Origin of the sequence: Pseudomonas sp. RC2C2 (assembly GCF_018390435.1) — a bacterium.
Lineage (GTDB): Bacteria > Pseudomonadota > Gammaproteobacteria > Pseudomonadales > Pseudomonadaceae > Aquipseudomonas > Aquipseudomonas donghuensis.
This window is the reverse complement of record NZ_JAHBAX010000001.1, coordinates 3587270-3598871: the sequence shown is the minus strand read 5'-3', so window position 1 is coordinate 3598871 and position 11602 is coordinate 3587270. Positions and strand designations below refer to the sequence as shown.

Sequence of the window (11602 nt, the reverse complement as noted above, 5' to 3'; positions counted from 1 at the left end):
GTAAAAAAGCCCGCAGTGGGCGGGCTGGTTTTCAGTGTTTGTGATTGGCGGTGTTGCCGCCGGTGTCGATGATCTTGCCGCCGCCGAGGATGTCACCGGTTACCCGTAGGGGCCCGCTGATCTGCACCTCACCGGTCAGGCTGATGCTCGCGGCATTCGCAGTGATGGCCTGGTCGGTCACCACTGCCGAACTGCTGCCAACCTTGATGCTGACGGTACCGCTGGGCAACTCGATGCTGTAACTGCGGGCCTGCCAGTCGTAGACCAGCGAGCCACCATCGTCGAAGCGCCAGACCTCGACATGCTCGCGGTTGTCCGGCTGATCGCCGGCATTGCCGTACAGGCCCGGCACAAAAGTACCTTGCGCCGGCTCGCCACTCGGGCTGATCAGCACCCCCTGTTCGTTGAGGCTGGGCGCACGCCAGTGGCGGGCCTTGCCGGCGGCCTGGCTGTGCCAGCGCAACCAGGCGCTGGTCCAACCGGCGCCGTCGGACACCCGCACTCGGGCGGCGGTAAGGTCAACGGCCACCACTCGACAGGGAATCACCAGACCGGCGAGCATACGGTCGTGCATGGCGCTGGCGTAGCTCATGGCATGTCCTCCGGCGATTGGTAATCCGCCTCAAAGCCCGGGCCGGTGTCGGGACTGAAGGCAAAGGCCAGCGGGCCTGGTTCATTGGGCCATGGCCACTGCTCAGCCCCCAGGTACAGGACCTGCTCCCACTGCACCAGCCAACTGATCGGTGAAGGCGAGCCTGCTGGGGGTTGAACCACCGAAGCCAGGACATTTTTCGCGGCTTCGACAAAGTTCATTTGCCAGTACTGCTGGCGCAACAAAACCGTCAGTTGCGTTGCCAAAGTCGCCACCTGCAATGGCGCCTGCGCAACACTGACATCGACCAGGATGCACGCTTCGAAGGTTGCCAGGAGGCAACAGCGGCCATCGCCCGGATCAGCTCCGGGCTTGAGATTGGTCATGGCGTGGTACAGCGCCGGCAGCGCTGGGTTCTGATCCGCTGCGGTATAGGCGGCAACGGTTTCAAGCTGAGGCATGGCGGCCGTGATGGTCGCGGTGATGGCCTCGTGTAACGTCTGTAACTCGCTCACTGTCGGTCCTCCCGCTCACAATCGCCCGCCTGCCCCACTGCCGGTTGCTCCAGGCCCAAGCGCTTGGCCGCCCATCGCTCATACAGGCCTATGGCAACATCAGCACCGGCCATCGCCGTCAGGCAGCCAAAAGCACTGGCCGTCCAGATCGACAACCCGCTGGCATACAGCAGCATCACGGTCGAAACGCCACAGACCATGCAGGCTCCCGAGCGCAATACCAACCGCCGAAACAATGCCCAGCCATGCGCACCGGCCTTGTCGGCACGCCACATCTCACCGGACACTCCGCCCAGCAACGCCAGGACGACCACCAACCAGATCGGCATTTCCAGCAACGTCTGTTGTTCGTTTGTCACTGTCCTGTCTCCTTTTTGTTATCCCACATAGCCCCGAGGACCCGCAGGGTTGTTCTGATGTTCAAGCGCCGATCACTCAGCATTCCAAAAAGCCCGGCCTCCCCAGGCTTTTCAGTAATGCGTTGTCGAACCGCCCGCCACGACTGGTGCGCTGGGCGACTCCGCTTCAAATTGTTCCTCCGGCCGCGGCCACCTGCCCGCCGGATAACTGCTTCTGGTGCTTTACGCTGCACACCTGGGCCAGTTGCCAACCCTCTGAACAGTTCAGGCCTGTTCATCGCTGCCTTTGTCACTACCGGTGTCGACCGGCTTGAGACAAAGATTATGCATTGATGCATATGCAGTCAATGCATTTATGGAAATATTTATGCATAGGAAAATGCACCTACGCATGTAAGCCTTGATCTGCCTGGGTTGGTGGGGTTTTCTGAAGGCGAAAAAAAACCCGCCGAAGCGGGTTTTCAGAAGGCACGGACTACTCAGCGCGCGTACATGCCCCACCAGAACACATGGCCGAGGATGCTGATCTGTTCTTCCTGCATCTGCTGGAAGCTGTAGTCTTCATCCGGGTGTTCGTCGCGGTTGAAGCTGCGCAGGCGAATGCCGGTAGGCAGGCGATAGAGCTGCTTAACCCGCAACTGGCCATTGTGGTTGATGGCGTACAGGTCACCGTCGACGATGTCGCCAATGCCGCTCTTGCCGGCGTTGACGCCGACCGTGGCACCGTCACGCAGTACCGGCAACATGCTGTTGCCGCGTACCGTCACGCACTTGGCTTGGTCGAACTGCACACCGTTGTGGCGCAGGCTGCGCTTGCCAAAACGCAGGCTGGCCTTCTCGCTTTCTTCGATGACGAATCTTCCTGATCCTGCTGCCAACTCGACCTCGCGAAGAAACGGAATGGACACCTCGTCGTCCTCGACGGGGGTGTCGTCATCCCACAGGCTGATGTCGCGCAACTCGGCGTGGCTGCGCGCGGGCGCGGCTTCGCGGCTTTCACCGAGCTCGACGCGACCGCGTAGCTGATCAGTGCTGACGCCGAAATATTCAGCAATCTTCGACACATGCTTATCGGACGGATCGACGATCTTCTCGCTGAGAATGCGCGACAGGGTGGATTGCGGCACGCCGGTACGCCGGTGCAGCTCCGTGGGGGAGAGACCGTGGCGATCGAGCAGTGCTCTGAGGACGGATGCTACGTTGCGTTTTTGCATAAAATGCATAATGCCGGGAACTTAAATAGAATGCAAACACCGTTATGCATGGATATGCACGGACAAATGGTCGCGCCCGCCCGTTTGCCCTCGGCAGCCCAGGCAAAATCCCTGTACCATTGCCCGCTTGCCTTTGGTCTACAACGACACTGCGAGCCAAGTTTTTGCAATGAGCGATCTTTCCGCACACACCCCGATGATGCAGCAGTACTGGAAGCTGAAAAACCAGCACCCGGACCAGCTGATGTTCTACCGCATGGGCGATTTCTACGAGATCTTCTACGAAGACGCGAAGAAGGCCGCCAAACTCCTGGACATCACCCTGACCGCCCGCGGCCAGTCGGCGGGCCAGTCGATCCCCATGTGCGGTATCCCCTTCCATGCGGCCGAGGGCTACCTGGCCAAGCTGGTGAAGCTGGGCGAGTCGGTGGTGATCTGCGAGCAGATCGGCGACCCGGCCACCAGCAAGGGCCCGGTGGAGCGCCAGGTGGTGCGGATCATCACCCCCGGCACAGTCAGTGACGAAGCCCTGCTCGACGAGCGTCGCGACAACCTGATCGCCGCCGTGCTGGGTGACGAGCGCCTGTTCGGCCTGGCCGTGCTGGACATTACCAGCGGCAACTTCAGCGTGCTCGAGATCAAGGGCTGGGAAAACCTGCTGGCTGAGCTCGAACGCATCAACCCGGTCGAGTTGCTGATCCCCGATGATTGGCCCCAGGGCCTGCCAGCGGAAAAACGTCGCGGCGCGCGCCGTCGTGCGCCCTGGGATTTCGATCGCGATTCGGCACGCAAAAGCCTTTGCCAACAGTTCGCCACCCAGGACCTCAAGGGTTTTGGCTGCGAGAAACTGACCCTGGCCATCGGCGCCGCCGGCTGCCTGCTCGGCTACGCCAAGGAAACCCAGCGCACCGCCCTGCCGCACCTGCGCAGCCTCAAGCATGAACGTCTGGACGATACCGTGGTGCTCGACGGCGCCAGCCGGCGCAACCTCGAGCTGGATGTGAACCTGGCCGGTGGCCGCGACAACACCCTGCAGTCGGTGATCGACCGCTGCCAGACCGCCATGGGCAGCCGTTTGCTGACCCGCTGGCTGAACCGCCCGTTGCGCGACCTGAAAGTGCTGCAGGCGCGTCAGGGCTCGATTCGTTGCCTGCTCGACGGCTATCGCTTCGAGAAGCTGCAACCGCAGCTCAAGGAAATCGGCGACATCGAGCGTATCCTCGCCCGCATCGGCCTGCGCAATGCCCGTCCACGGGACCTGGCGCGCCTGCGCGATGCCCTCGGCGCCCTGCCCGAGCTGCAGAGCGCCATGGCCGAGCTTGAGGCGCCCCACCTGGCGCGCCTAGCAGCCATCGCCGGCACCTACCCGGAGCTGGCCGACCTGCTGGCAAAAGCCATCATCGACAACCCGCCGGCGGTCATCCGCGACGGCGGCGTGCTCAAGACCGGCTACGACAGCGAGCTGGACGAACTGCTGGCCATGAGCGAGAACGCCGGGCAGTTCCTGATCGACCTGGAAGCGCGTGAAAAAGCCCGCACGGGCCTGGCCAACCTCAAGGTCGGCTACAACCGCGTGCACGGCTATTTCATCGAGCTGCCGAGCAAACAGGCCGAGCAGGCGCCAGCCGACTATATCCGCCGCCAGACCCTCAAGGGCGCGGAGCGCTTTATCACTCCAGAGCTGAAAACCTTCGAAGACAAGGCATTGTCGGCCAAAAGTCGCGCGCTTGCCCGCGAGAAGATGCTCTACGACGCGCTGCTGGAAAACCTGATCGGCCACCTGGCCCCCTTGCAGGACACCGCTGCGGCCCTGGCCGAGCTCGACGTACTGAGCAACCTTGCCGAGCGCGCGCTGAACCTGGACCTGAACTGCCCAAGCTTCGTCGACGAGCCGTGCATGCGCATCAGCCAAGGTCGTCACCCGGTGGTCGAGCAAGTGCTGACCACGCCGTTCGTGGCCAACGACCTAGCGCTGGATGACAACACCCGGATGCTGGTGATCACCGGCCCGAACATGGGCGGTAAATCCACCTACATGCGCCAGACCGCGCTGATCGTGCTGATGGCGCATATCGGCAGCTTCGTCCCGGCCGCGGCCTGCGAGCTGTCGCTGGTCGACCGCATCTTCACCCGCATCGGCTCCAGCGACGACCTGGCCGGTGGCCGTTCGACCTTCATGGTCGAGATGAGCGAAACCGCCAACATCCTGCACAACGCCACCGAGCGCAGCCTGGTGCTGATGGACGAAGTCGGCCGCGGCACCAGTACCTTCGATGGCCTGTCGCTGGCCTGGGCCGCCGCCGAGCGCCTGGCGCAGCTGCGTGCCTATACCCTGTTCGCCACCCACTACTTCGAGCTGACGGTACTGCCGGAGAGCGAACCGCTGGTGGCCAACGTGCACCTGAATGCCACCGAGCACAACGAGCGCATCGTGTTCCTGCACCACGTGCTGCCAGGCCCTGCCAGCCAGAGCTACGGCCTGGCCGTGGCGCAGCTTGCCGGTGTACCGTCGCCGGTGATCCAGCGTGCTCGCGAACATCTCGGCCGGCTGGAAACCGCCAGCCTGCCCCACGAAACACCCGCCTTGCAGCAAGGTGCGCCAGCCGTTCCGCACCAGAGCGACCTGTTTGCCAGCCTCCCGCATCCGGCCATCGAGAAGCTCGGAAAGCTGGACCTGGACAACATGACGCCGCGTCATGCTATCGAAATGCTCTATACACTGAAGACTCTGTTATAACGCGCGCCCGCACAAGCTGATAGAATCCCGCGCGGTTTGGTGGCGCCGCAGGTTACTAGCCTGGCCTGCAGCCGAACAACCAAACCGAGCGGCCCTGTCTGGAAGGGCACCGCTGCCGTCGCCTGAGGAGAGAATTAGAAATGACCTTCGTCGTCACCGACAACTGCATCAAGTGCAAGTACACCGACTGCGTAGAAGTCTGTCCGGTGGACTGCTTCTACGAAGGCCCGAACTTCCTGGTCATTCACCCGGACGAGTGCATCGACTGTGCACTGTGCGAGCCTGAATGCCCCGCCGTCGCCATTTTCTCGGAAGACGAAGTGCCTGCGGGCATGGAAAACTTCATCGAGCTCAATGCTGAACTGGCGGAAATCTGGCCGAACATCACTGAAAAGAAAGATTCGTTGCCAGATGCCGCAGAGTGGGATGGCAAGCCAGGCAAGATCGCCGATCTGGAGCGCTAAGCGCAAGGATCAACAAAAAAGGCCCTTCAAGGGCCTTTTTTCATGTTTGTTGCGGGCAAAAAAAAGGGGCGGTTTAACCCGCCCACATTTTTTCCGTAGTCCCTTTGTTCCCTTTCATCATCCTGATGAATCGCATCCTGCGATGTCCTTGGCCCTCATCCTTGAAAGCCTGTGTCAGTCCGTAGACACAGGACAAATACTAACGCGTCCAAGATTTACGACAACCGTATAAAGCTCTCAAAAAGCTGCGGTAACCATACTGTCACAAACAAAATAGTCGCTATATATCAATAGCTTAAACAAAAGCGCACACTGAAAACGACAACGATTTACTACAGCGTACAGCTATGGCTTACATCACGGGTAAGCGATGACTTACACGAACTAGAACAGTACCAACATCGCCGTCGGACCTCGTCCAAACCCTGATGTTTCAAGAACGTCATCGGGAAACCATTCTCAGGTATTCCGCTTGAGCCAGATGCAAAAACGCCCCGAAAGGTCGGGGCGTTCTTCACTGCGATATCGCGGCTTTTTACTGGAAAAGCGACTCGCTGGACAACCCATTCTTCTCGAGGATCTCACGCAGGCGCTTGAGCCCTTCTACCTGAATCTGCCTTACGCGCTCCCGCGTCAGACCAATCTCCAGGCCAACATCCTCCAGCGTGCTGCTTTCGTGACCACGCAGGCCAAAGCGGCGAATGACCACCTCACGCTGCTTGTCGGTCAGCTCGCTCAGCCACTGGTCGATGCTCTGGGACAGATCGTCATCCTGAAGCAGTTCGCACGGATCGGTTGGACGGTCGTCGGTGAGGGTATCGAGCAGGGTCTTGTCCGAATCAGGCCCCAGGGATACGTCCACCGACGAGACCCGTTCGTTGAGCCCAAGCATGCGCTTGACCTCACCGACCGGTTTTTCCAGCAGGCTGGCAATTTCTTCCGGGGACGGTTCGTGATCGAGCTTCTGGGTCAGTTCGCGGGCGGCGCGCAGGTAGACGTTGAGCTCCTTGACCACATGAATGGGCAAGCGAATGGTACGGGTCTGGTTCATGATCGCCCGTTCAATGGTCTGCCGGATCCACCAGGTGGCGTAGGTAGAAAAGCGGAAACCACGTTCCGGATCGAACTTCTCGACCGCACGGATCAGGCCGAGGTTGCCCTCCTCGATCAGGTCGAGCAGCGAAAGCCCCCGGTTGACATAACGCCGGGCGATTTTTACCACCAGGCGCAGGTTGCTTTCGATCATGCGCTTGCGCCCGGCCGGGTCGCCACGTTGCGACAGGCGCGCAAAGTGCACTTCTTCTTCCGGCGAGAGCAGTGGTGAAAAACCGATTTCGTTGAGGTAAAGCTGGGTCGCATCAAGTGCCCGAGTGTAGTCGATGTACTTGTGCTGTTTGAGCGTAGAGCTCTGTTTAGCCTTGGTCCGAACCGTAGGTACAGCAGGTTCGTCTGACATCACATCCGTTTCCAAAACAATGCCGGTCTCCATCAGGAGAACCTCATCGTCGATGTCAAACTCCGGCACTTCTTTACTGAGAGCCATTGTTATAGTCCTTTGCTGAGTTCGAACTCAGACTCAAGCGACGCCTTAATCCTTGGCAGCGCTGGAGCCCGTCCCCTCTACGCGAGGAACAGGCTGGGCCTAGCAATCAACGACGTGGCAGGAATTGCAGTGGATCGACAGGTTTGCCCTGGCGGCGAATTTCAAAATGAAGCTTCACCCGGTCTGTACCCGTGGACCCCATTTCGGCAATTGTCTGCCCTACCTTGACCTGCTGTCCCTCCCGAACCAAAAGCCTGCGGTTGTGGCCGTAGGCACTGACGTAGGTATCGTTGTGCTTGATGATTACCAACTCGCCGTAGCCCCGCAAGCCACTCCCGGCGTAGACAACCGAACCATCAGATGCAGCAAAAACAGGCTGTCCCAAATCACCGGCGATATCAACGCCTTTATTCAAACTACCGTTTGAAGCAAATTTCCCAATCAATACACCGTTGGCCGGCCAGGCCCAACCGGCCGTCGAGCGCCCTGCAGGAGGGACTTGCGCAGGCGCAGTGGTAGCCACCACCGGAGCAACGGACGGGGTGGTTGGCGTGGTTGCAGGCGTTGTGGTGGCAGGGGCCGCTATCGGCTTGCCAGTGCTATCGAGCGGTCGCTTGATGATAGTGGTCTTGATTGAGGACGACGGCGTGCTGGCAACCACCGTGCTGCCCGCTACCGGCGCCGGGCCACTGGAGCGGCCGTCGAAACGGATCGCCTGTCCCGGGCGAATGGTGTAGGGCGGGGTGATGCCATTGCGTGCAGCCAGGGCCTTGTAGTCCCAACCATAGCGAAAGGCAATGGAGAACAGGGTGTCGCCGGGACGCACCACGTACTGGCCGGTGGTGACCACAGGGCGCTTAGGGGCAGCGTTGTTGCGATCGACCACCCGGACACTGTTGGAAGACGTGCTGGAGCACCCCGTCACCAGCGTACCCACGGCCAGTGCAATCAGCAGAAGCTTGAAGCGTGATGGATCCCTGCGCTGCCGAATGATTGTGTGACCCACCCGCCGCTCCCTCTAATGGTGACCGATGAAAAAAATGCAATATTGTTGCAATTATACCCGAGCGCACCGCCATGCGGACGTCAGGCAATTGCCAAAGGTGATCTGCAACAGACTATGGTAGCCCGCCAGATAGACAGGGCAATGCCGCCGAAATTCGCCCAGGCGAAAAAAAAGCCCGGTCAGGCCAGTGGCCCGGTGAGCAACGGCACAAAACGCACGGCTCCCAGTACCCGCCGCGAGAAGCCGTGCTCTTCGCGCACGATCAGCATCAAGTGCTGGGTTTCGCCGGCCGGCCCCACCGGAATGACCATGCGCCCGCCCGGGGCGAGCTGGTCGAGCAAGGCCTGTGGCACTTCTGGCGCCACGGCAGTAACGATGATGCCATTGTACGGTGCCAGCGCCGGCCAGCCTTCGCAGCCATCGCCCCAACGAAACACCACGTTGCGCAGGTTCAGCTCGATCAGGCGCTCCTTGGCGCGATCCTGCAACACCTTGATGCGCTCAACGGAAAACACCCGCTCGACCAGTTGCGCCAGTATCGCGGTCTGGTATCCCGAGCCGGTACCGATCTCCAGCACCTTGTCGAGCGGGCCGGCTTCGAGCAGCAGCTCGCTCATGTGCGCAACCATGAACGGCTGCGAAATGGTCTGGTTGTTGCCGATCGGCAGGGCTGTGTCTTCGTAGGCGCGGTGGGCCAGGGCCTCATCGACAAACAAGTGCCGCGGCGTACGGCGCAGCACGTCGATCACCTTGGGGTTGGATACCCCCTCCTCGATCAGGCGCTTGATCAGCCGTTCACGGGTTCGCTCAGAGGTAAAACCGATACCATGGCGCATCAGATCATCCTGTTCGCGCATCAGAGTAGCCCCTCCAGCCAGCCATCGAGGCGCTCGAAGGCATCGTTGAAGGTCCGGTCAAGCTGCAGCGGCGTGATCGAGACATAGCCCTGCATCACCGCATGAAAATCCGTACCCGGGCCACCGTCTTCGGCATCACCGGCCACGGCGATCCAGTAACCTTCCTTGCCCCGCGGGTTGACCACCTTGGTCGGCGCCGCCGCGCGGGCGCGATGGCCCAGGCGGGTCAACTGGATACCACGGATGTGCTCCAGCGGCAGGTTGGGGATGTTGACGTTGAGCACCGTACGCGGCGGCAGTTCGAGACTGGCGTGGGCCTCAACCAGTTTACGCGCGAAATAGGCGGCTGTTGGCAGGTTGTCGGGCAAGCGCGAGAGCAACGAGAAGGCAAACGAGGTACCACCCAGAAAGCGCCCTTCCAGCGCCGCAGCCACCGTGCCGGAATACAGCACATCATCGCCCAGGTTGGCGCCCAGGTTGATACCTGAAACCACCATGTCCGGGGTGTGCTCCAGCAGGCCATTGAGCCCCAGGTGGACGCAATCGGTCGGCGTGCCGTTGAGGCTGATAAAACCATTGGCCAGGGTTTGCGGGCACAACGGCCGGTCGAGCGTCAGCGAACTGCTGGCGCCGCTTTTGTCCTGGTCCGGGGCGATCACCACACATTCGGCATAATCCGCCAGCGCAGCATGCAGCGCGGCGAGACCGGGTGCGGTAACCCCGTCGTCGTTCGAAATCAGAATACGCATGGGCTGTCCGTCTGCCCTGCCGGCACCAGATCAACAAGCTCGCGCACCACCACGGTGGCGAAGCATCCGGCCGGAAGGACGAATTCCAGTTGCAGGATATCAGGCTCAGGATAATGCCACGTCAGCCCGCTAATGGGCAGTCGCAGAATGCGTCGTTCGTGACTCATGCCCGCCCGAGCCAGCCATTGGCACAAGGCAGCGTGCTGTTCACCGATGCGTTGCTCAAGCGCGCCGGCCGCCCCCGTGGCGCCCGACTGCCCTTCGCCCCATAGCGGGCCAGTGGGGTGCAGATCGAGAATGGCCAGGCGCGGATCGGAACATTCGGCCTCGCCTGCCGGAAAAAAGCTGCGGCTGTCGGTAAACGCCAGCAGATCGCCGACCTGCGCCTGCTGCCAGCTGCCGTCGGCGACGCGCTGGGCCAGCACCTGGTTGAACAGGTAACTGCGGGCGCTGGAGAGCAGCCGCGAGCGGACGTTGCGCTGCTCCGGCAACGCCTGGCGACTGGCCCAGTCGCGGGCATCGTGAACATTGCCGCCGCCGTGACCGAAACGCTGGGTGCCGAAATAGTTCGGCACGCCCTGGCTGCGGATCTGCTCAAGCCGCGCATCCAGCGCCGCGCGCTCGGCCTTAAGGCCCGTCAGGCGCAAGGTAAAACCATTGGCCGAATGCGCGCCCCGCTGCAGTTTGCGCGAGTGACGGGTTTGCTTGAGGATGCTCAGGGTTTCGTTTTCAGCGGCGCTCAGGTCCGGGTCGGCCTTGCCCGGCAAATGCAGGCTGAACCATTGGCGGGTCAGGGCCTGACGGTCCTTGAGGCCGGCATAGCTGATGCTGCGTACCGGCACACCCGCGGCGCGGGCCAGACGGCGGGCAGCCTCTTCGGTGTTGAGGTCGCGTTTTTCGACCCACAGCCACAAGTGCTCACCGGCCCCGCTCAGGGGAATGTCGAGCACTTCATCGACCTGGAAGTCTTCGGCGGTGGCCTTGAGAATCGCGCTGCCCAGCGCTTCGCCCGCGGCACGCGGGCCCAGCAGTTCGAGTTCGGTCATGCCGGCAGCAACAGCGCAACGGCGTGAACGGCAATGCCTTCCTCACGCCCGGTGAAGCCGAGCTTTTCGGTGGTGGTGGCCTTGACGTTGACCTGGTCCAGCTCGACCTGCAGGTCCTGGGCGATCAACTGGCGCATGGTGTCGATATGCGGGGCCATCTTCGGCGCCTGGGCAACGATGGTGGCGTCGATATTGCCGACCTTCCAGCCTTTGGCCTGGACGATCTTGACGATATGGCGCAACAACACGCGGCTGTCTACACCCTTGAACTGCGGATCGGTGTCGGGGAAGTGCCTGCCGATATCGCCCAGCGCCGCAGCGCCCAGCAGGGCATCGCTCAGGGCGTGCAGCAGGACGTCGCCATCGGAATGGGCCAGCAGCCCGAACTTGTGCGCAATGCGCACCCCACCCAAGGTGATGAAATCGCCTTCCGCGAAACGGTGCACATCGTAGCCGTGGCCAATACGCATAAAAAAACGCCCTGATTGAGTCAGGGCGTGATTCTACCTGCTTTGCCGGT

At 61.4% G+C, this 11602-nt stretch carries 12 protein-coding genes; 2 read left to right on the top strand and 10 right to left on the bottom strand.

Annotated features, from left to right (window positions below; translation table 11 throughout):
- Positions 1-31: 31 nt before the first annotated feature.
- The 4 genes from KHO53_RS16570 to KHO53_RS16555 all read right to left on the bottom strand — a co-directional run bounded on the left by KHO53_RS16570 (position 32) and on the right by KHO53_RS16555 (position 2689).
- Entirely contained in the window at positions 32-592 is a 561-nt protein-coding gene (locus tag KHO53_RS16570) for a phage baseplate assembly protein V (protein WP_010224799.1), read from the bottom strand.
- The gene (locus KHO53_RS16565) at positions 589-1107 is read right to left on the bottom strand and encodes a hypothetical protein (protein WP_213570524.1); all 519 of its coding nucleotides are present in this window, start codon (positions 1105-1107) and stop codon (positions 589-591) included. The genes KHO53_RS16570 and KHO53_RS16565 overlap by 4 nt, the downstream gene beginning before the upstream one ends.
- On the bottom strand, positions 1104-1466 hold the full coding sequence (locus tag KHO53_RS16560; protein WP_010224801.1) for a phage holin family protein: 363 nt from the start codon (positions 1464-1466) through the stop codon (positions 1104-1106). Before KHO53_RS16560 ends, KHO53_RS16565 begins: the two co-directional genes overlap by 4 nt.
- 479 nt (positions 1467-1945) lie before the next feature.
- Positions 1946-2689, bottom strand: a complete 744-nt coding sequence (locus KHO53_RS16555) for a LexA family transcriptional regulator (RefSeq protein ID WP_026001408.1) — start codon at positions 2687-2689, stop codon at positions 1946-1948.
- Between the two features lie 160 nt (positions 2690-2849).
- On the opposite strand from KHO53_RS16555, the gene mutS reads away from it, so the two are divergent.
- Entirely contained in the window at positions 2850-5417 is a 2568-nt protein-coding gene (gene mutS / locus KHO53_RS16550; RefSeq protein ID WP_010224803.1) for a DNA mismatch repair protein MutS, read from the top strand.
- Between the two features lie 140 nt (positions 5418-5557).
- Positions 5558-5881 (top strand): ferredoxin FdxA, encoded by a 324-nt coding sequence (gene fdxA, locus KHO53_RS16545; protein ID WP_010224804.1) that lies wholly within the window; start codon positions 5558-5560, stop codon positions 5879-5881.
- A gap of 535 nt (positions 5882-6416) precedes the next feature.
- On the opposite strand, the gene rpoS is transcribed toward fdxA, so the two are convergent.
- The 6 genes from rpoS to ispF form a co-directional block, all read right to left on the bottom strand.
- A complete protein-coding gene (gene rpoS, locus KHO53_RS16540; RefSeq protein ID WP_010224806.1) occupies positions 6417-7424 on the bottom strand; it encodes an RNA polymerase sigma factor RpoS in 1008 nt (335 codons plus the stop codon).
- A 106-nt stretch (positions 7425-7530) separates the two neighbouring features.
- A complete protein-coding gene (locus tag KHO53_RS16535; protein WP_036994084.1) occupies positions 7531-8430 on the bottom strand; it encodes a peptidoglycan DD-metalloendopeptidase family protein in 900 nt (299 codons plus the stop codon).
- Positions 8431-8609: 179 nt separating this feature from the next.
- On the bottom strand, positions 8610-9287 hold the full coding sequence (locus KHO53_RS16530) for a protein-L-isoaspartate(D-aspartate) O-methyltransferase (RefSeq protein WP_010224809.1): 678 nt from the start codon (positions 9285-9287) through the stop codon (positions 8610-8612).
- A complete protein-coding gene (surE, locus tag KHO53_RS16525; RefSeq protein ID WP_010224810.1) occupies positions 9287-10036 on the bottom strand; it encodes a 5'/3'-nucleotidase SurE in 750 nt (249 codons plus the stop codon). Before surE ends, KHO53_RS16530 begins: the two co-directional genes overlap by 1 nt.
- Positions 10024-11082: a tRNA pseudouridine(13) synthase TruD gene (gene truD, locus KHO53_RS16520; RefSeq protein WP_010224811.1), complete on the bottom strand. Its 1059-nt coding sequence runs from the start codon at positions 11080-11082 to the stop codon at positions 10024-10026. Before truD ends, surE begins: the two co-directional genes overlap by 13 nt.
- Positions 11079-11552: a 2-C-methyl-D-erythritol 2,4-cyclodiphosphate synthase gene (gene ispF / locus KHO53_RS16515; protein WP_010224812.1), complete on the bottom strand. Its 474-nt coding sequence runs from the start codon at positions 11550-11552 to the stop codon at positions 11079-11081. Before ispF ends, truD begins: the two co-directional genes overlap by 4 nt.
- Positions 11553-11602 lie beyond the last annotated feature (50 nt).

Bases quoted from the DNA above. Each gene is read 5' to 3' on its own strand.
- rpoS (WP_010224806.1), bottom strand. From the start codon at position 7,424: ATGGCTCTCAGTAAAGAAGTGCCGGAGTTTGACATCGACGATGAGGTT.
- ispF (WP_010224812.1), bottom strand. From the start codon at position 11,552: ATGCGTATTGGCCACGGCTACGATGTGCACCGTTTCGCGGAAGGCGAT.
- KHO53_RS16530 (WP_010224809.1), bottom strand. From the start codon at position 9,287: ATGCGCGAACAGGATGATCTGATGCGCCATGGTATCGGTTTTACCTCT.
- truD (WP_010224811.1), bottom strand. From the start codon at position 11,082: ATGACCGAACTCGAACTGCTGGGCCCGCGTGCCGCGGGCGAAGCGCTG.
- fdxA (WP_010224804.1), top strand. From the start codon at position 5,558: ATGACCTTCGTCGTCACCGACAACTGCATCAAGTGCAAGTACACCGAC.
- mutS (WP_010224803.1), top strand. From the start codon at position 2,850: ATGAGCGATCTTTCCGCACACACCCCGATGATGCAGCAGTACTGGAAG.
- KHO53_RS16570 (WP_010224799.1), bottom strand. From the start codon at position 592: ATGAGCTACGCCAGCGCCATGCACGACCGTATGCTCGCCGGTCTGGTG.
- KHO53_RS16555 (WP_026001408.1), bottom strand. From the start codon at position 2,689: ATGCATTTTATGCAAAAACGCAACGTAGCATCCGTCCTCAGAGCACTG.
- surE (WP_010224810.1), bottom strand. From the start codon at position 10,036: ATGCGTATTCTGATTTCGAACGACGACGGGGTTACCGCACCCGGTCTC.